Here is a 19876-nt window from a genome sequence, read left to right as displayed (position 1 = left end):
GCTCAGCTGTCCTGGGGAGGCGCCATGCGGGGCAGCTCGACGATCTGGAACCAGTGCTTGTCCAGGACCTTCACGACGTCGACGAGCCCCTCGAAGGTCACCGGCTTGGTGATGAAGCAGTTGGCCCCCAGGTCGTAGCTGCGCAGGATGTCCTCCTCCGTCTTGGAGGTGGTCAGGACGACCACGGGAATCTGCCGGAGTGACGGGTCGCCCTTGATCTCCTTCAGCGCCTCGCGGCCGTCCTTGCGGGGCATGTTCAGGTCCAGGAGGATCAACCCGGGCCGTGGCGAGTCCTTCGGGTCCGCATAGCGGCCGCGGCGGTACAGGTAGTCGAGCAGCTCCTCGCCGTCCTCGACGAACCGCAGCTCGTTGGCGAGCCGACTCTCCTCCATCGCGGTGCGGGCGAAATCCCGGTCATCCGCGTCGTCATCGGCCATCAGGATCGTTACGGGCTTCTTCTGCTCCATGAATGCTCACCTGCTCGAGTGTTGATTGAGGGGCAGCGAGGCGACGAAGGTCGAGCCCTTTCCGGGCGTGCTTCGCGCGCTGATGCTGCCGTTGTGCCGGTCCACGATCTTCCGGCAGATCGCCAAGCCTATCCCCGTGCCGTCGTACTTGCTGGCACGCCCATGCAGGCGCTGGAACACGTTGAAGATGCGGTCGAGGTACTTCTCGTCGAAACCAATGCCGTCGTCCTCCACCGCCAGCTCACACCGGGTGCCGTCCGCGTTCAGCGTGCCGCGGATGGAGATCGTCGGGGGCGCGTCCTCCCGGTGGAACTTGAGGGCGTTGCCCAGGAGGTGGTGGAGCAATTGCCGCAGTTGCGTCGGGTCGGCCTCGAGTGTGGGCAGCGTCCCGACCGTGACGGCCGCTCCCGTCTTCTCGATGATGGGCTTGAAGCCCTCCACCACGTCGCGAGCCAATGCGGTGAGGTCCACGCGGGTGAAGGGCTGAGCCCTCGATGCCACCCGGGAGAAGGAGAGCAGGTCATCGATGAGCCTGCGCATGCGGGTCGATGCGCTGTGCATCCGCTCGAGGTAGTCGACCCCCTCGGGACCCAGCTTTCCGGCGGAGGTCGACTTCAGCCGCTCGCCGAAGGTCTGGATCTTCCGCAGCGGCTCCTGCAGATCGTGCGAGGCGACGTACGCGAAGTTCTCCAGCTCCTGGTTGGAGCGCTCCAGGCGGCTCTGCGTCTGCTTCAGGTCCGAGATGTCCGTGAGGATCATCGTGAAGCCGGCGATCTGACCCTCCGCCTTGATCGCTCCCAGCTTCGCGGAGAACCACTCGGGGCCCGGTTTGACCACCGAGCGGATGTCAAATCCTCCGGGCTCGCCGGTCTCGAGCACCCGCTGGATGGTGCCTCGGACCCGGTCGAGATCTTCCGGTGCGATGAACCGATACATGCTCGTGCCAAGCAGATCGCCGATCACGAGGCCCGGGAGGGTGAAGTTCACGAACCGGATCCGCCCATCCGGGTCGCACGCAATCATCATGTTCGGCGCCTGCTCGACCAGCGCCTGGACGTCGAACGCCTCGCCCGCCTTCGTGCGTCCTCCCGCGAGCTGCACCGACAGCTTGTTGAGCGCCTCGGCCAGGGGGGCGAGCGTCCCCGTGCCGACCTGGCACTTCGCGTGGGGATCGTTCGCCGCCAGCCTGGCGACCAACTCCAACAACTCCTCGACCGTCGTTTCCCTGGCGGGTGCGGTGCCCGGGACTTCGCTACTCGGAGGGACGCCCATCAGGGAGCACGAGTACCACAGGCCTCAAACATGCAAAATACCTGCCGGGTTATTCATGTCTCGCCATTTGGGGGCGAATTCACAAAGCGGCCAGGCGCTCGATCAGTGCATTCAACACATCGAAATCGAGCGGCTTCACGAGGTGGGCATCGAAGCCCGCCTCTTTCGAGCGTTGACGATCCGATGCCTGGCCATAGCCCGTCACGGCGACGAGGCGGAGGGCGGGGGACGACAGTTGCTGGCGGAGCAGGCGGGCCAGCTCGTAGCCGTCCATGACGGGCAGTCCGATGTCCAACAAGGCCACGTCGGGCTGGAACGTCGGCGCGATCTTCAAGGCGCTCGGGCCGTCGTAGGCGATGCGGGTCTCGCACCCCAGGAGCTCGAGCGACTCGGCGAGGATGTCGGCGGCGTCCTGGTTGTCGTCGACGACCAGGACGCGGGTGGGCGCGGAGCCGCTCACCGGCGGCTTCGGCTCGAGCGGGGGCGGGCCGGCCGTAGCCTGGAGGGGTTCCGCCTCCACCATGGGCAGCCGGACGGTGAACTCGCTGCCGCGCCCCTTTCCCTCGCTGTGCGCGCTCACCTGGCCGCCATGAAGCGTGACCATGCTTCGGACGATGGCGAGCCCGAGCCCGAGTCCTCCCTGCGACCGGTCCAGTGACTGGCCTTCCTGGACGAAGAGGTCGAACACCCGGGGCAGTATTTCGGGCGAGATGCCCGTGCCGTTGTCGCGGACCTTGATGACTGCCTCGGAGCCCTCGCGCGAGGCGACCACGGAGATTCTTCCTCCGGGCTCGGTGTACTTCGCGGCGTTCGTCAGCAGGTTCGAGAAGGCCTGGGCGAGCCGGGTCGGGTCCGCATCCAGTCGCAAGCCGTTCCGCGGGACATCCACCGTCAGCTCGTGCCTGCGCTGTTCGAGCAACGGGCTGGTCTGCTCGATGGCCTTCGCCACCACCTCGGCCAGCTCGAGCTTCTCCCGCTTGAGCTCGATCTTCCCCCGCGTCACGCGCGACACGTCGAGCAGATCATCCACCAGTCTGACGAGGTGTTTGACCTGGCGCTCGATGATGGTGCGCTCCCGCTCCGTCGCATCGCTGCCGCGCAGCCGCATCAGTTGCAGCGCGGTCAGGATGGGTGCCAGCGGGTTGCGCAGCTCATGGCCGAGCATCGCGAGGAACTCGTCCTTGGCGCGGTTGGCGGACTCGGCCTCGCGCCGGGCGTTCGCCAGCTCCGTCACGTCGAAGGCGACGACCACGATGCTGTCCACCCGGCCTTCGTCGTCGAGCATCGGCTGGTAGACGAAGTCGAAGAAGCCCTCCCGGAGCGCACCTCCGGGGCCGTTGTTGAGCATCGCGCGCAAGGAGCGGCCGATGTAGGGCTCGCCCGACTTGAACACCTGATCCAACAGCGCGAGGAATCCCTGGGCGGCCAGCTCCGAGAGGGCCTCGCGAACGCTCCGCCCGATCACCGGGCGGTTCGAGATGAGCTGGAGATAGTTCGCGTTCGCGAACTCGAACACATGCTCCGGGCCACGCATGATCGCGATGCCCACGGGCGCATGCTGGAAGACCCTGGCGAGCCGCTTGCCGTGCTCCTCCTCGAGGGCCCTCAGCCGGGCCCGCGCGAGCTGCGCCTCGACCCGCGCCACCAGCTCCCGGGTTGAAAAGGGTTTCACCAGGTAGTCGTCCGCTCCCGCTCGGAGTCCCTCGACATGTGCTTCCTCGCCAGCGCGCGCCGACAGGACGATGACCGGAAGGTGACGGGTGCGCTCGTCGGCTCGCAGCTCTCGCAGGAGTCCGAAGCCGTCCAGGTTCGGCATCATCACGTCCGTGAGCACGAGGTCCGGAATCCGCTCGCGGATGGCCCGGAGCGCCTCCGCGCCGTCCGAAGCCGTCTCCACCTTCCAGCGCGTGGCGAGCAGCCGGCCCACATATTCCCGCATGTCGGCGTTGTCATCGGCGAGCAGGATGCGGGCGCCGGCCGCGATGTCCATGACCGGGGGCGTCTCGGCCCCCAACGCCGAGGCCTCCTCGGCCGAGACCTCGACGGAACCTGGCAGCCAGCGCAGCGCCTCGGTCACATAGGGCGCGGCGCCGAGCGCCGTGGACACCTGCGAACGCGCGGGGGTCACCCGGTCCCTGGGCAGGTGCGCGGTCCCGGCTGGAATGCGGACGGTGAACGTCGTGCCCTGGTCCAGCCTGCTCTCGGCGGAGATGCTGCCGCCGTGCATGCGGACCAGCTCGTGCACGAGGGCCAGGCCGATGCCGGAGCCCTCATGCGTCCGCGAACGGGCCCCCTGGACGCGGTGGAACCGCTCGAAGATGCGCGGCAGCTCGTGCTCGGGGATGCCGGTTCCCGTGTCGGAGATCCGAAGTTCGGCGTGGTCCTCCCGCCAGCACAGCGAGACGCGGATGGCGCCCTCGAACGTGAACTTCAGCGCGTTGGAGAGCAGGTTGAGGACAATCTTCTCCCACATGTCCCGGTCGACATGGACGTGCTCCGGAAGGGGAGGGCAGGTGACTTCGAATGCGAGCCCCGCGCGCTCGATGGCGGAGCGGAAGGCGCTCGCCACGCCCGCCGTCAGCTCCGCGAGGTCCACCGGCTCGTACGAGGCCTGGATGCGGCCGGCTTCGATGCGCGCGAAGTCGAGCAGGGAGTTGACGAGCTTCAGCAGCCGGAGCTCGTTGCGGTGGACGGTCTCCAGGTTGTCTCCGGAGAGCGCCCTCGACGGGGACGCGAGCGCCTCCTCCGTGGGCCCGAGCATCAGCGTCAGGGGCGTGCGGAACTCGTGGCTGACGTTGCTGAAGAACGCCGTCTTCGTGCGGTCGATCTCCGCCAGGGCCTCCGCGCGTTGGCGCTCTTCTTCGTAGGCGAGCGCGTTGGCGAGCGCGGTCACCACCTGATCCGCCGTGAGCCGGAAGAGTCCCAGGTAGCGGTCGTCGAGCTGGCGGCGCGGGCTGACCCCGGCGACCAGGAAACCGTACGGGTGGGGCTGGCCGGGCCGAGAGAGGGGGAGGACCACCGCCCGGTCCGGTGGAGTGCCCCAGCGGCCGCCAGGCAGGGGGCCGAAGCGCTCCTGGAGGGTCTCGACGATGACCTCCCGCCCGGCGCGAGCCGCCTCGGCGAAGGGCCAGCCGCCGGGGGGGTGGGCCCAGGGGTCGAACGGCACGCGGGCTGGTGCCGCCGGACCCTCGTAGGCCTCGAGCCCGCTCGTGCTGACCCGCTGGAACTCGTTGGCCTCCACGTTCAGGAGGTAGAGGAGCGCGAACGGCAGGTCCTCGTCATAGGCCGAGAGGATGCCCGTGGCCGTGCGGCAGGCCTGCTCCGCGGACTTCGCGTCGGCGGAGCGCGCCGCGAGATCCCTCAACATCCGGAGCTGGCGGTTGTCCTGGACCTGCTGGGTCGTCTCCTGCACCGTCACGAGCACGCCGCCGACCCGCCCGTCCTCCGCGGGGACAGGGCTATACGAGAAGGTGTGGAACGTCTCCTCGACGAATCCCCGGCTGTTGATGAAGAGCTGGAGGTGCTCACTCCAGGTCGCGGGGCCACCGCGGATCACGCCCTCGGCCATGGGCCCGATGACGTCCCAGATCTCCGGCCAGACCTGCGCCGCCGGGACACCCAGGGAGGCGGGGTGCTTCACGCCGAGCACGGGCCGGTAGCCGTCGTTGTAGATCTGCAGCAGGTCCGGCCCCCACCACAGCAGCATTGGGAACCGGTTGCGGAGCACGACACCGACCATCGTCTTGAGGCTCGTGGGCCACTTGGAGGCGGGCCCCAGGGGCGTCTTCGACCAGTCCATGGAGCGCACCAGCGCGCCCATCTCTCCGCCTTCCGCGAGGTGGCTCTCCTGGAGTTCGGGCTCGTGGGACGCTGGAGGGGGGGGTTGAGGCATGGGGCTCGCGGAATCTGGGGGTGCCGGGCTTGTAGTGGGGCCCGGGGAGGGGTCGCAATCGTCGACGGTGTGGTGCGGTCGTTCTCTCTCCCAGCGAACAATCGGACGCGCAGCTGGATTCGTGGACCGGGGCGGTGCTTCGTGGAAGTGCCGTCCCGATGGGGAACATTGGCCGCCAAGGCCCCGGGAGCGCTATCCTGCTGCTTCCAATGTCGCACGTCGACGACGTGAGGGGCTTGCTATCTTCCTCTCCTGGAATATTCAACGGAGGGCCTGACTCGTGAAGCGCAGCGGCTCCCAGGCGGTCGTGGCAGCGGTTCTCTGTGTTCTGCTCGTGTCCTGTAGCGCCACTCGCTACACCGCCTCCACCAGTGCAGAGGAACTCACCCGTCTCGTGCTCGTCATAGAAGAGGCGCCTGATGGTCGGGTCAGCCACTCCTGGCTGCGTGCCGAGGACTTTGAGCTCGAGCGTTACAGGTATCGGTCAAGCGCTGATGGTTCAGCTGGGCGTATTGTGCTTGTCGCAAGCCAGCAGCCCGACTGCTACGCGCAATACCTCGAGTGCTACCACCAGTGCCGCCAGACTCCTGTTCCCCCGGACTTCGACCAATACCTATATGACTTCGGACCTCGTGCTGGACACGACCGATATTGCTCCGAGAAGTGCATGCGGAAATACACGGAGTGCCTGAAGGCACAGGGGCGGCGTGCTCAGGAGTTCACAGCGGTAGACAGTGCGGTCGATTGGTTGAAGCGCAACCGCGAGGCAATACTGGTAGGCAGCCTGGTTGTCATCGCGGGAGTCGTATTCGTCACGGTCTCCGCTGGGGCGGGGATTGTTGTCCTGGCTCCGGTCGTGCTCGTTGCATCATCTGGTGCCCCGGTTTCCCCTTACATCGTAGCGGTGTCACCATGAACATTCATGAGCGCATCCTTGAAGTCCAGGGTCTCCTCGGGCGGACCTTGCGGAGTGCTCAGTCCGACGAGGAGCGGGAGCTCTTCCGGGTCGCCACTGCTGCGCTCATGTTCATCTCGGAGACCGGTACGGTCCATTCCTTCGAGGATTACCTCCAGTTCCGCAGGGAGGCTCCGCCTTACGCGGTGGCATCCTTTGAGACCCGCGAGGAGGCGGACGCATGGCTGCGGCAGCACCCCGAGCCTCCGCATGGCGCCTTCGTGTTGATTGCAGACGAATACCATATCGTCATGCATGTCCGTGAAATGGATCACCGTCAGCTTTTCCCGCACCCCATACTCGAAGGCTACCTCGAGCAGATCCAGCAAGCTGCCCCGCCTTCCACCATGCCTGCCTTTGAGACCCGCGAGGAGGTTGAGGCCTGGTTGAAGGGGCAGCCTGCGCCGCTCCAGAGAGTCTTCATGATGATTGCAGGCAGACGCCACGTCGCACTGCATCACCGCAACCTCAACCATTACTCCATACACCTGCTCCCCGAGCCGGGGCCCGGCCGCCCGGAGTGAGGTGAGGCGCGAGGTCGCCTCCCACCCTGAGCCCAGCGAGCGGTCTGCCGCACCGGGCTCCCACCTCGGGCCTTGGCCCGGAATCGCTCGTCGGGCCCGGGATGCCGCGGATGCAGCGGGCGATGCTGCCGGACGGCATGTGGGATGGTTGGGGAGGTCTGGGCTCCTTATGCCTTGGCTCCCGAGGCCCCGGGAGCGCTATCCTGCTGCTTCCGATGTCGCCCGTCGCCCCGCGAGCCCCCGTGTCGTTCGGCCAGTACACGCTCATTGATCGCCTCGCCGTGGGCGGCATGGCGGAGTTGTTCCTCGCCCACCAGGCGGGTCCGGACGGCTTCGAGAAGCCCGTCGTCATCAAGCGGATCCGCCCCCACCTGTCCCGCCAGCCGGCCTTCGTGCGCATGTTCCTCAACGAGGCGCGGCTCGCCGCTCAGCTCAACCACCCCAACATCGTGCAGATCCACGACCTGGGGAAGGTGGGGGACAGCTACTACATCGGCATGGAGTACCTCTTCGGCCGGGACATGCGGCGGGTGGTGCCCAAGGCCGAGACGCTGGGGATTCCCTTCCCCATGGTGTACGCGCTGAAGATCGCCTCGTCCGTGTGCGAGGGCCTCTACTACGCGCACCAGAAGGTGGACCTGTACGGCGCGCCGCTGAACATCGTCCACCGGGACGTGACGCCGGAGAACATCTTCGTGTGCTTCGACGGCACGGTGAAGGTGCTGGACTTCGGCATCGCCAAGGCGGCCAACCGGGTGGAGCAGACGCGCGCCGGAGAGCTGCGCGGCAAGCTCAGCTACCTCAGCCCCGAGCAGTGTCTGGGCAAGCCCCTGGATCACCGCAGCGATATCTTCTCGCTGGGCTCCGTGCTCTACGAGTGGCTCACCGGCTTCAAGCTCTTCACCGGCGAGTCGGACGTGGCCGTCATGCGCAGCATCGTCGAGGGCAAGGTGTACGCGCCCTCGTACTTCCGCGCGGACATCCCCGAGCCCGTGGAAGCCATGCTCATGAAGGCGCTGGAGCGCGACAGGGACAAGCGCTACCCCACGGCCTGGCACTTCCAGCAGGACCTCGACCGCTTCCTCAACGCGTACGAGTTCACCCCCACCCACCTCCACCTCTCCAACTTCCTCAAGCAGCTCTTCTTGGACGAGCTGGAGGAGGAGCAGCAGCGGCTGCGTCCCAAGCCCGCCCCCGCCGCACCCGCCGCGCCCGGGCCCACCACGGAAACGGAGATGGAGTCCGTGCCGCCCGTGGAGGAGCCCGCCTCCGGCTCCGCGGGCGAGCGCATCGTCCCGGTGCCCGTCAGCGCCTCGCAGTGGGAGGCCCTGGAGGCGCTCGCCCGCAAGCACAACCTCCCCGTGGGGAAGATGGTGGGGGACATCCTCTCGGCCTGGCTCAAGTACCGCTGACATGCCCCGCCTGAAGCTGACGCTCGAGTACGACGGCACCCGTTACGTGGGGTGGCAGGTCCAACCCAATGGTGTCTCCATCCAGGCCCGGCTCGCGCAGGCGTTGGAGCAACTGCTCGGCGAGCGGGTGGCCGTGGAGGCGGCCGGACGGACGGACGCGGGCGTGCATGCCACCGGGCAGGTGGTGTGCTTCGACACGCCGCGCACGCTGCCGCTCAAGGCGTACTGGATGGGGCTCAACCGCTTCCTGCCAGAGGACATCGCCGTCGTCCGCGCCGAGGAGGTGCCCGCCGACTTCGACCCGCGCCGCTGGTCCCACGGCAAGCGCTACCGGTACCGGGTGAGCAACAGGCCCTCGCGCTCGCCCCTGCGCCGCTCCACCCACTGGGAGGTGTTCGCCCCCCTGGATGTGGAGGCCATGCGCCGCGCCGCCGCGTACCTGGTGGGCCGGCACGACTTCTCCTCCTTCCGCGCCTCGGACTGCCAGGCCGCCCACGCCGTGCGCGAGGTGCGCCGGGTAGAGGTCCAGGGCACCTCCGGGGATGAGCTCTCCATCACCGTCGAGGGCACCGCCTTCCTCAAGCACATGGTGCGCAATATCGCGGGCACCCTCGTGGAGGTGGGCAAGGGACGCCGTCCCGAGTCCTGGGTGGCCGAGGTCCTCGCCTCGCGCGACCGCAAGCGCGCCGGTCCCACCGCTCCGGCCCACGGGCTCGTCCTGGAGGAGGTCTTCTATGGAGAGGGCCCGCCTCCTCGTACCCCGGGCGGCACGACGGAGGGGGACGACGAGGAGTGAGGGCTTCCCATACGCCCCGGGCCCGCGCTTGCGCTAGGCTCCCGTCCCCGTGAGCACTCCGAAGAAGTCCGTCCTCGAACCGCTGCGCGTCCAAGTCCGCCGTGCCCAGTTCATCGTGGGGCTCGGCTTCCTCGCGTTGGTGCTTGGCTCCGTGGTGTCCAGTGCCCTCGGGGTGCGGCTCCTGGTCCGGCTCGAGGCACTGCCCTTCGAGTTCCTCCGGTTCGCCATCGCCCTGGTGCTGGAGAATCTGTGGGCGCTCGCCGTGCTGCCCCTGCTGTGCTACGGCGCCGCCCGCATCATCGAGCTGCGCCCGTGGCCCACCGCGCTCGGTGCCGCCTTCACCGGCCAGGCCTTCCTCCTCGCGCTCGACTTCGTGCGCGACGGCGTCGACGGGTACTTGGAGCGCGGGTGGCTGCTCGTGCTGCTGGACTGGGCCGCGTTCGCCGTGAGCGTGGTGCTCAGCCAGCGGGCCGTTGTCCAGGGCCGGGCCGCCGCGGGGCAGCAGGTGGCGCAGGCGCAGCAGCAGGCGGCCACGCGTCAGGACGAGTACGCCGAGTTCCTCCGGGAAGCCGAGCGCGCGGGAGAGAAGAGCGCCCAGCGCGAGGCCGCGAAGAGCGGTGGAGAGGCCGCCCCGGCGGCGGAGTCCGGTGCGGAGACGTCCGAGCCGAAGCCCGAGGGCGAGCCCAAGGCCCCCGCCGCCTGAGCACTCAGCCGTGGACCACGCGCTTGACGCCCCGGCGTAGCAGGAGGTCGGGCACCTTGAAGCGATGGTCGCCCTGCAACACCAACCGCTCGCCCTCCACCGTGCCGGTACAGGCGAGTCCTCTCCGCAGGGCCTGGAGCCACGCCTGCAATTCGGCGGAGGGAAGGCCCAACCCCTCCACCACCGTCACCTCCTGGCCTCCGCGGCCGGGCTCGAGCCTCACCACCGCGCGCTCGGGTCCTTGGGGCGGAGGCGTGCCGGGGAAGTCCTCCGGGCGCACCTGGGGCTGCGTGGAGGGCAGCGTCTCGCGCAGGGCCTCGAGCCGGGCGAACGGGCTGTTGAAGCCCTTCACCTTCGGCGCCTGCCGGGGCTCCGGGCCCTCGCCCTGAGCAGTCTCCTCGGGCCGCGCGCCGTCCCTTCCTCCGCGTGTCTGCTTCGCCATGGTGCTCCGCATCCGGTGAACGTCACATCCATGGACAGCGTGCTCCCTCCCGGTATCCGGTTCAACCCACAGGAGTGCGTGTCATGCCTGGACTGCAAGCGAGCAGGGCCCTCGGCATCGCCGCGGGCGCACTCGTCTCTCCCTTGCTGTATCCCTTCTTCTTCGCACGAGGAGCTCGTTTCTTTCACCCCTCGGGGGTAGTGCATTCGGCGCGGGTCGTCCCTCCCACCGGGGTCGCCGCCGGCGCGCCCGCGGACCTGGCGGCGCGGCTGGTGGGGCCCGCGCTGGTGCGCTTCGCGGGGGGCTGGTTCTCGGGGGAGGCGGGGAAGGACTCGCTCGGCATCAGCCTGCGGTTCCATGACCAGCCCCTGCCGAGCGCCCTCCATGGCAAGGGGGATCAGGATCTCTATTTCGTCTCCTTTCCCTCCTTCGTGCTGCGGAAGTTCATCTCCGGCATCCATCAGACCTACCTGCACGACTACCTCGCCAATACCTACTGGGCCGTGGCTCCCTACGAGGTAGACGGGTTCGGCCGTGTGTCCCTGCGCCTCACCGCGTCCGGGGCGGGCCGGCCCGGCGTGGATCGCGCGGAGCGGCTGCAGCGGGCGGTCGAGGAGGGAGTGGCCCGGCTGCTGCTCGAAGCCGCTCCCCTGGGGTCGGAGGTCCATCTCCCCGTGGCGGAGATCCGCCTCGGCTCCCGGCTCTCACAGAATCTGGAGACCGAGCTGCGCACGGTGCCCGGGAGCTCCGGGCGCGGGTTGCGCCCGAGTGGTTTCCTGCAGGGACTGCGTGTCGTTCCCTACGCGGCCTGCCAGCACGCACGGCGGTTGCGGGGCCGCTGAGCCGGACCTCGTCCGGTGGTGAGGCGCTTCACGGCCGCTTCCGTCCCTCGTGTACCTGTCATTGCCCGGTACTGTCTGGCCTCCTAGCTTTCTGGGAGGGAGGCCGGTCGCTACGGGGTTGCGCCGAGGGGGGTTAGGGGAAGAGACCATGCAGGAAGGCGACGAGTCCGATGGTTGGCCGCAAGGGGGGAAGTCGCGGCCTCCAGAGGAGTCCCAACTCGAGACAGCATTGCGCGGGCAGGAGGACTCGGACTTCGGTGATTCCTTCCTGAAGGAGGTCGTCCGTGGGCCGGTGGTGGTCCGCAGGCCGTTTCCCGGGGAACGGCTGGGGGGCTGGGACGGCCGGCGGTTCGAGTTCCTCCAGGAGCTGGGCGCCGGCGGCATGGGGTGGGTCGCGCGAGCCTGGGATGCCCAGTTGCAGCGCGTGGTGGCCCTCAAGTTCCTGCTGCCCCGCCAGGAGCTGGCCGAGCTGGCGCTGCGGGAAGCCCGGGTCATCGCACGGCTCGATCACGAGAACATCATCCGCATCTTCGACGTCTCCGAATGGCGCCGCCCACCGGGAGAGCCACGCATTCCCTTCCTGGTGATGGAGTTCCTGGACGGTGAGTCACTCGCGCAGGCGATGCGGCGCGAGCGGCCGGGCCTGCGGCACACACTGGAGATCATGAGCGCGGTCGCCGCAGGGCTGGCGCATGCCCACGAGCACCACATCGTCCATGGGGACCTCAAGCCCAGCAATGTCTTCGTCACCCACAAGGGAGTGGTGAAGCTGCTCGACTTCGGGCTGGCACGCTTCATCGATCCCAGCACTTCGTCCATCCCGAACCTGCCCATGGCGGGCACGCCGCCCTACATGGCTCCGGAGCAGTGGCGGGGGGAGGCGCTGGACGAGCACACCGACATCTGGGCCGCGGGCGTCATGCTGTACGAGATGCTCACCGGGGCGCTGCCCTATCCGAGCACCTCGCTGGAGGAGTTGCGGGCCAAGGTCCTGTCCCCCGAGCCAGTGCCCCTGCTGCGCGAGCACCACCCGGAGTTGCCCTGGGCGCTGGAGTCCCTGCTGGCCGTGGCGCTGGCGAAGGAGCCCTCGAAGCGGCTGCTCTCCGCGTCCGAGCTGCAGGAGGAATTGCGCGAGCTGGAGGAGTACCTGCGTCCGGGACACAGGCCGGCACGCGCCCTGGCGCCGCAGCGGCGGCAGGTGACGCTGGTGTCCTGCAGATTGGAAGGGCTCGTCCACCTCGCGCGGCAGCTGGACCCCGAGGACTTCGGAGAGTGCGAGGCGGCCTTCCATCGTTCCTTCTCGAAGGTCATCCATCAGCACGGAGGCTTCGTCACGCTATGCATGGGCAACGAGGCCCTGGCCTGCTTTGGCTACCCGGTGACGCGCGAGGGGGACTCGGAGCGCGCCGTCCACGCGGGCCTGCTGCTGGCCTCCTCCGTCCTCCAGGCACTCCAGGAGCGGCTGCCGCAGGAGTCCCTGTCCTCGTTGGCGGTGAAGGTGGGCATCCACACGGACATGGTCGTGCTGGATGGGTTCTCCCAGGAAGTGCGTGGGAGCACGCCCAGCATCCAGGGTGAGGCGCCGAAGGTCGCCACGTGGCTGGCGTCGCAGGCCGGGCTCGGCGAGGTGGTGCTCAGCCAGGAGACGCACACGCTGGTGCATCGGGCCTTCGAGACGCGGCTGCTCGGCGCGCGCGCCCTGGAGGGGGCACGCAGCGTGCGGGTGTTCCGGGTGGTGGGTGCTCGCCAGACGGTGTCCCGGTTCGACCGGACGCTCGCCGCGAGCGGGAGCCTGTCGCCGCTGGTGGGACGGGAGCGGGAGCTGGGGGAGCTGCTCGCGTACTGGGAGGTGTCGCGGCGGGGGAACGGCGGCTTCGTGCTGCTCAGCGGCGAGGCTGGCATTGGCAAGTCCCGCCTCATCCAGGAACTGCTCGAACGGGTGCCGCAGGCGCATGCGCTCCAGCTACGGCTTCAGTGCTGGTCCCAGTTCTCCACCAGTGCCTTCCATCCCATCATCGAGCTGGTGCAGCGGCTGTTCGTCTCCCCGAAGCGCTCGCCCCAGGAGAACCTGCGCATGCTCGAGGCGCGGCTGGTGCGTTGGGAGCTGAAGCAGGTCCAGGTGCATCTGTTGGCCTCCCTGCTGTCACTGCCCGTGGCCGAGACGTCTCCACACCGGCGGCTCACGCCGGAGCGGGAGATGGAGGAGGTGCTGGAGGCGTTGGAGCTGCTCCTGCTGCGGACCTCCCAGGTGCGCCCGGTGCTCCTGGTGGTGGAGGATCTGCACTGGGCGGATCCCTCCACACTGAAGCTCCTGGGCTCGTTGAGCGAGCGTGTGGAGCGGGCCCCCATTCTCGGGGTGCTCAGTGCCCGTCCCGAGTTCCGCCCGCCCTGGCCTCCGCGCCCCGACTTCCACCCGCTCGTGCTGGAGCGGCTGACGGCGCCATGCACCCTGCGGCTGGTGAAGGAGGTGGCGCGGGGCCGGACGCTGCCGGAGCCGGTGCTGGAGCAGCTCGTGGCGCGCACGGACGGTGTTCCCCTCTTCGTGGAGGAGATGACCCACGCGCTGTTGGAGGGGGGCTCGGTGGTGCCCATTCCCACCACCCTGCAGGAGCTGTTGCTGGCCCGGCTGGACTCGCTTCCGCGCCGCCAGAAGGAGCTGGCCCAGCTCTGCGCGGTGGTGGGGCGCAGCTTCACGCGGCAGCTGCTCTCGCGACTGACGCGGATGAGCGAGGCCTCGCTCCGGAGGGACCTGCTGGGACTGGTGACCGCCGGGCTGTTGCAGCGGAACGAAGAGTCCACCGGGATCGGGTACCAGTTCCGGCATGCCCTCATCCAGGAGGCGGCGTACCAGTCCCTCCCGCGCACGGCGCGGCGCCAGCATCACCAGCGCATCGCGCAGACGCTGGTGGAGCACTTCCCCGACGTGGTGGAGAGCCGGCCCGAGCTGCTCGCCCACCACTACACGGAGGCGGGAGAGCCCCAGCCTGCCATCAGCGCCTGGATGAAGGCCGGCCTGCGCGCCAGCCAGAGCTACGCCAACCAGGAGGCGGTGAGCCACCTCACCCAGGCGCTGAAGCTGCTGCGCGGCCTGCTGCCCACCCCAGAGCGCTCCCAGGAGGAGCTGGAGCTGCTCCTGGCCCTGGGCCTTCCCCTGGTGCAGCTCCAGGGCTACCGCTCGCCCGAGGTGGAGCGCACCTATATCCGGGTGCTCGAGCTGCTGCGCGAAGGGGGCGACGTCCTGTCCCAGCTCAAGCTGCCCTATTGGGGCGCCTTCGCCTACTTCTTCACCCAGAAGAAGTACCAGGAGGCGCACGGTGTGGCGGAGTTCCTGGTGCTCCTGGGCGAGCGCCAGCACTGCGCGGATCTGCTGTCCCTGGGTCACCGGATGATGGCCACCGACTTCTTCACCTGGGGTCATATGCCCGTGGCCCGGCAGCACATCGAGCTGGCGCTGGCGCACTCGGGGGATGGCCGCGAGCTGGCGCGGCACCGGATGCTCGCCGTGAAGTACTGGATCAACCCCCGGGCGATGGCCCTGGCCTTCAGCTCCGTCATCCGTTCGGTGCTCCATGAGCCGGGCCTGGCCCGGCAGCAGGCTCGGGAGGCCGTGGAGCTCGCTGGGAAGCTCGGACATCCCCACACGTGCGCGGGTGTGCTGACCTATGCCGCCATCGGGGCGCAGATCCGTCGTGAGGCCCGGAGCACCCTGGAATGGACGGAGCCGTGCCTCGCGCTCGCCCGTGAGCACCGGTTCCGGCTCTGGTTGTGGTGGTCCACGATCCTCAAGAGCTGGGCCCTGGCCTGGTTGGGCAGGGCCGAGGAGGGGCTGGACCTCATGCTCGTGGCCCTCTCGGAGTGGGAGCGCTCCGGAGTCCTGATTGGCACGCCCCACAACTTCGGCATGCTCGCCGACATCTACCTGAAGCTCGGGCGTGCAGAGGAGGGACTGGTGGCCGTGCAGCGGGCCCTGGCCCCCACGCAACTCCCGGCGGGAGAGCGGGCGTGGGAGGCGGATCTCCATCTGATCCGCGGCCAGCTCCTCTTGTTGCGCGACAGGGACGCGGAGGCCCGGGAGGAGTTCCTGGTGGCCCTCCAGGTCGCTCGCCGGCAGGGGGCGCGCCTCTATGAGTCGTGGGCGCAGGCCAGGTTGGCCGGCCAGTCCGAGGGGCTCGGCCTGCCTCCCGACGGGCTCTCTCCCCATTCCGGGACGATGCATCCACTCGGCCAGGGAGACGAGCCGCTGCCGTGAGCCCCATGGCCCGGCGTGGCGTCTGAGCACCCTCCATCACATGTGATGGCTCCGCCCTCGTTCCCTCTGGGGGATACTCATACATGCGTGCATCCAAGAGCAGCCATCTGCGGCGTGCGTGGCAATGGCTTCGCCGTAAATTCTTCGCCAGGACACCCGATACCCTGACCTCCATCGTGCCCGTCCAGTCCGGACGGCAGGAATTGGAGGATCTGCTAGGAGGAATGGGCACGGACATCCGTGGGAACCCACACATCGCGTTCGACAAGCTGGAAATGACACACTTCCTGAGCTGGTCCCTCATTCCGGGCACACGGGACGAGCTGGGAAGGGAGGGCGCCGCGCGGCTGGCCTTCGAGGGCAACTTCGAGGGCTCCACCAACGCGTTCCTCAACGAGCTCTATGAGCAGGCGGGGGGGACGCTGAAGGAGAAGATCTACCGCCACTGCGGCCTGCCGCCCCGGTCGGATGTGGAGGGGTTCAAGGAATTCCTCCTGGCGCATGCCGTGAAGGCGGCGCTTCCCTACGAGGGCTACAGCGGCCTGAGCGCCTGCAAGATCCAGAATGACGCCCGGGTGCGCCGGCGCTTCCTTCAGCTCTTCAGGGAGGCGCCAGCCACACGGCCCGTGTTGTCCACCATCGCCCGGGCCCAGGGCTCCGAGGCGGTCCGCCTGAACCAGGAGATCGAGGACTGCTATGCCATCATCTCGCGAGAGCTCCAGGAGGCGGCCAGGAATCAGGGAGTGGCCAGGAATCCGCCCGGAGTGAGCGGTGTGGAGAGCGCCGCGAAGGACGAGCCCCCGCTCGAGTTCGATGCCGAGCCGGAGCCGTGGCGGCTCAGGCTCAGGAAGTGGGGCCCTGTCCGGCTGCTCTTGTCCTCGCTCGCCTTTCCGGCGCTCGGGGTGGGGGCCTTGCTGTTGGGCCATGAGGTCCTGTCGGCGTCATGGGAGGAGTGGAGAGCGCGCCGGAGGAAGGGGCCGTCTCAGCCCGAGACACCGGGACCCATGGCGCTCACCCAGGAGCAAAGGCACAAGCTGGATCAGATCCAGGACTGGGAGGACTATCAGACCCAGAACCATCTCACGCACTTCGTCGAGCTCAAGCCGGGCTTGCTGCGGCTGCCCGTGCTCCGGCTGATGTTGTGGGGGTGGAAGCACCTGGCGAAGTACTACTTTACAGATGGCAACCTCGGGAGCATCGAGGGAATACACCGCGCGCGCTGGGTCATCATCGATGGGGGCAGGCAGGAGTGGCCCCCTCCGAAGGAGGATGGCCGCCCGAGGTGGCTGCGCATCTCCCGGAAGAGGCACTGCCTGCTCTTCTTCAGCAACTACGATGGGAGCTGGGAGAGCTATCTCGACGACTTCATCGACCGGGCCAGCCTCGGGTTGACCACCATCTGGTGCAACACCGTGGGCTTCCCGAAGCCGCGGATCCGGTGGTTTCCCTCCAAGGGGCGGCTCCCTCTCGCCATCGAGCTGGGCGCGGACAGGGAGGACGAGTTCAAGCGGTGGGTCCGCGAGCACCAGATTCGCACGCTGACCTGGTACAGCAAGCACCCCGACAAGAGCGTCTCCAACATCCGCACGAACAGGGAGCTCCGCGCTCGGGCCGGCGTGCCCCTGCCCGTGGTGAAACGAATGCAGTGGTTGCAGTTGTTGTCATGAGCATCCAGGATTGAGAGGAATTGTATCATGAGAGAGCAACTCGATTTTGAAGACATCCAGGCGCTCATCTTCACGGGGTACGGAAACCTGCGGCTCGCCCGCTACGTCTTCCTTCGCGTGGGCGACCCGGAAGCGGCGAGGCACTGGTTGAAAGGAATCGCGGACAGAATCACCACCGAGGCGTGGATCCGCCAGACCCGGCTCACGGCCCGGAATCTCGATGCCTTGCACATCGCGTTCACCGCCGATGGGTTGAGAGCACTCGGGTTCCCGGAGGAGGAACTGAAAGACTCCTTCCCCCGGGAATTCCTGGAGGGAATGGCCCGGGTCCACCGCTCGCGTATCCTCGGGGACACCGGCCGGAGCGCACCCGAGCTCTGGGAGTTCGGCGGCATGGGCGAAGATGAGGAGCAGATCAAACAGAAGGACATCCACCTCGTCCTCATGCTCTTCGCTGCGGGAAGGAGGAGTGACAAGCGATGGCTGGAGCAGTTCCACGAACGCCATCGTGCGCGGTACGAGAAGCACGGGCTGACGGCGGTGTTCCACCAGGACGTCTTCTTGATGCCGACGGAGGATCGCCAGGGCTTCGAGGAACCGTTTGGCTTCAGGGATGGCATCACCGAGCCGTGCATCGAAGGCAACGGCCCCCCCGCCACCCATGGCCCGGTCATCAAGCCGGGAGAGTTCATCCTGGGCTACGAGAATACCTATGGTCAGAAGCCCCTCTCGCCGACCGTGCCCGCCGCATGGGACGCCGGCAATGCGCTGCCCGACGCCGCTCCAGGCTCCTCACGCAAGGATCTGGGCCGCAATGGGAGCTACATGGTCATCCGCAAGCTGTGGCAGAACGTGGAGGCGTTCAATGCGTTCCTGAAACAGCACGGAGGGGACGACGCGCGGGAGCAGGAGCTCCTGGCCGCCAGGCTCATGGGACGCTGGCGCAGCGGCGCGCCGCTCGTTTTGACTCCAGAGCAGGATGACAAGGAGCTCGGTGGGGATGACAGCCGCAACAACTGCTTCGCCTATGCTCAGGACCTCCAGGGGATACAGTGCCCCGTGGGTTCGCACATCCGCCGCAGCAACCCGCGGGACGCGCTCATCCCCGGTGACCGCGAGGCCTCGTTGGAGGTGGTCGCCCGCCATCAGCTCATCCGTCGCGGCAGGGTCTACACCGACGGCAAGGACGCGGAGGGCAGGGACCAGCGGGGGCTGTTCTTTGTCGCCCTCAACACCAACATCCGGCGCCAGTTCGAGTTCATCCAGCACAGCTGGCTGAACAGCACCAAGTTCGGAGGGTATTATGACAGCAAGGATCCCATCGCCGGGGACAACCCCGATGCGCGCCCGCTCCTGAAGCAGGGAGAGGGCCCGCCGGAGCCCTGCTCGGTGTCCCTTCCCGGGTTCCCGGTGTGCCAGCGCATCGAGGGGCTGACCCGCTTCATCGAGGTTCGGGGTGGGGCCTACTTCTTCCTGCCAGGAATCCGGGCGCTCCGGTTCCTGAGCACGTGGAGGGTCCCCGCCCGGTCAGTCCGGCAGCACGAGCGTGCGGGAGGCGCCCACGTGGAGGAAGCCGAGCCGCTCGTATACCCACCGCGCCAGGTTGCCATCGCTCACGACGAGGCTCAGGGCCGGTAGTTTCGCCTGGGTTGCGAGCCACAGGGCTCGGCGCAGCAGTGCGGCTCCGGCCCCGGCATACCGGGGCGCGGGGTTCCGGTATACCTGCGTCACCCATGGGCCCCCGTGGGGCGGGGTTCCTTCACGGTGGGTGATGAGGCAGGCCCCGATGACCGTGTCTCCCTCGACGGCGAGCGCGCTGCACGGCAGGAACGGGCCGAGCGCCTCCCCGGCGAGGATCCGCGTCACCTCCTGGCGGGCCTCCTCTGGCGTCCAGCCGGAGTGGTCCGGGTGGGCGGGTGGATAGGCCATGAGCAGCGGGGGCACGAGCTCTCCGGCGCTCCGGTCCACCGGCGTGAGGCGGCAGCCCGCTGGCATCTCGGGAGTCTCCCAGGTGGAGGGAGCGGGGGCGGTGCGCAGGTCTCGCGAGTAGCTGTGCGCGTACCTCACCACCCGGGCGCCCCGGCCGATGAGTGCCACGGCGAGTGCCTCGTCATTCGTGGAGAGTGCCCACCCGCGCAGGGCCGGGAGCAGCGCGTCCGCGCAGCGGGGTGCCTCCACGCCGGGGATGCGCCACACGAGGTCCGCCCAGGGCCGCCCCTCGCGCGTGGTGAGCATGTGGGTGAGCACCGGGGCTCCTTCCGCATCCCGCACCGTGTACCGGGGGCACCCCGCGTCGGCCCAGGGGTCTCCGGGATGTGTCTCATTGCGCATGTTCATGGGACCCGCCGTCCGACCATGCGCGTGAGGACGTCCTGGAACTCGTCGGGACCGATGTCGAGCTGCTCGACGACGTACCCGTAGAGCATCATGGAGGGTACGGAGCGGCCTCCGCGCTCGCGCTCGAGCCGGTGCAGCGTATGGAGGATGACGCGCTCGACGCGGGTGAGTCCGTCGCGCACGTCGGGGATGTAATCGCGTGGGTCGGTGGGCACTCGCGAGCTCTCCGGGCCGCGCAGCCTACGCCAGCTCCGAGGGCCCTCCTGTCTCGTTCTTCCTGGAGCGGGGATTGCCGTTTTTCCAATTGTTACGGGGTGG

General features: G+C 68.3%; 14 protein-coding genes. 8 read left to right on the top strand and 6 right to left on the bottom strand.

Annotation, left to right across the window (positions count from 1 at the left end; genetic code table 11):
* Window positions 1-2: 2 nt before the first annotated feature.
* The 3 genes from DAT35_RS18720 to DAT35_RS18710 all read right to left on the bottom strand — a co-directional run bounded on the left by DAT35_RS18720 (window position 3) and on the right by DAT35_RS18710 (window position 5631).
* The gene (locus tag DAT35_RS18720) at window positions 3-467 is read right to left on the bottom strand and encodes a response regulator (RefSeq protein ID WP_199242936.1); all 465 of its coding nucleotides are present in this window, start codon (window positions 465-467) and stop codon (window positions 3-5) included.
* 6 nt (window positions 468-473) lie between these two features.
* On the bottom strand, window positions 474-1664 hold the full coding sequence (locus DAT35_RS18715) for an ATP-binding protein (RefSeq protein ID WP_233261543.1): 1191 nt from the start codon (window positions 1662-1664) through the stop codon (window positions 474-476).
* Window positions 1665-1818: 154 nt separating this feature from the next.
* Entirely contained in the window at window positions 1819-5631 is a 3813-nt protein-coding gene (locus DAT35_RS18710; protein ID WP_108068373.1) for an ATP-binding protein, read from the bottom strand.
* 912 nt (window positions 5632-6543) lie between these two features.
* On the opposite strand from DAT35_RS18710, the gene DAT35_RS18700 reads away from it, so the two are divergent.
* The 4 genes from DAT35_RS18700 (at window position 6544) to DAT35_RS18685 (ending at window position 10021) form a co-directional block, all read left to right on the top strand.
* The gene (locus DAT35_RS18700) at window positions 6544-7110 is read left to right on the top strand and encodes a head protein (protein WP_108068372.1); all 567 of its coding nucleotides are present in this window, start codon (window positions 6544-6546) and stop codon (window positions 7108-7110) included.
* 215 nt (window positions 7111-7325) lie between these two features.
* Window positions 7326-8522, top strand: a complete 1197-nt coding sequence (locus tag DAT35_RS18695; protein WP_108068371.1) for a serine/threonine-protein kinase — start codon at window positions 7326-7328, stop codon at window positions 8520-8522.
* Window position 8523: 1 nt separating this feature from the next.
* On the top strand, window positions 8524-9318 hold the full coding sequence (truA, locus tag DAT35_RS18690) for a tRNA pseudouridine(38-40) synthase TruA (RefSeq protein WP_108068370.1): 795 nt from the start codon (window positions 8524-8526) through the stop codon (window positions 9316-9318).
* A 49-nt stretch (window positions 9319-9367) separates the two neighbouring features.
* On the top strand, window positions 9368-10021 hold the full coding sequence (locus DAT35_RS18685) for a hypothetical protein (protein ID WP_199242935.1): 654 nt from the start codon (window positions 9368-9370) through the stop codon (window positions 10019-10021).
* 4 nt (window positions 10022-10025) lie between these two features.
* Here the strand turns inward: DAT35_RS18685 and DAT35_RS18680 are convergent, their stop codons facing one another.
* Window positions 10026-10463, bottom strand: a complete 438-nt coding sequence (locus DAT35_RS18680) for a translation initiation factor (RefSeq protein WP_108068461.1) — start codon at window positions 10461-10463, stop codon at window positions 10026-10028.
* Window positions 10464-10546: 83 nt separating this feature from the next.
* On the opposite strand from DAT35_RS18680, the gene DAT35_RS18675 reads away from it, so the two are divergent.
* The 4 genes from DAT35_RS18675 to DAT35_RS18660 all read left to right on the top strand — a co-directional run bounded on the left by DAT35_RS18675 (window position 10547) and on the right by DAT35_RS18660 (window position 18859).
* Window positions 10547-11305 carry a hypothetical protein gene (locus tag DAT35_RS18675; protein WP_108068369.1) on the top strand — a complete coding sequence of 253 codons (759 nt, stop codon included), beginning with the start codon at window positions 10547-10549 and terminating at the stop codon, window positions 11303-11305.
* Between the two features lie 148 nt (window positions 11306-11453).
* The gene (locus DAT35_RS18670) at window positions 11454-15554 is read left to right on the top strand and encodes a protein kinase (protein WP_108068368.1); all 4101 of its coding nucleotides are present in this window, start codon (window positions 11454-11456) and stop codon (window positions 15552-15554) included.
* Between the two features lie 83 nt (window positions 15555-15637).
* A complete protein-coding gene (locus DAT35_RS18665; protein WP_146209771.1) occupies window positions 15638-17221 on the top strand; it encodes a hypothetical protein in 1584 nt (527 codons plus the stop codon).
* 27 nt (window positions 17222-17248) lie between these two features.
* Window positions 17249-18859, top strand: a complete 1611-nt coding sequence (locus DAT35_RS18660; protein WP_108068366.1) for a Dyp-type peroxidase — start codon at window positions 17249-17251, stop codon at window positions 18857-18859.
* Here DAT35_RS18660 and DAT35_RS18655 read toward each other — a convergent pair.
* The gene (locus tag DAT35_RS18655) at window positions 18749-19558 is read right to left on the bottom strand and encodes a GNAT family N-acetyltransferase (protein WP_108068365.1); all 810 of its coding nucleotides are present in this window, start codon (window positions 19556-19558) and stop codon (window positions 18749-18751) included. The two genes, DAT35_RS18660 and DAT35_RS18655, sit on opposite strands and share 111 nt — an antisense overlap.
* A complete protein-coding gene (locus tag DAT35_RS18650) occupies window positions 19555-19773 on the bottom strand; it encodes a hypothetical protein (protein ID WP_108068364.1) in 219 nt (72 codons plus the stop codon). Before DAT35_RS18650 ends, DAT35_RS18655 begins: the two co-directional genes overlap by 4 nt.
* Between the last annotated feature and the right edge of the window lie 103 nt (window positions 19774-19876).

Source organism: Vitiosangium sp. GDMCC 1.1324 (genome assembly GCF_003044305.1).
Classification (GTDB): domain Bacteria; phylum Myxococcota; class Myxococcia; order Myxococcales; family Myxococcaceae; genus Archangium.
This window is presented reverse-complemented; position numbering and strand designations above follow the sequence as displayed.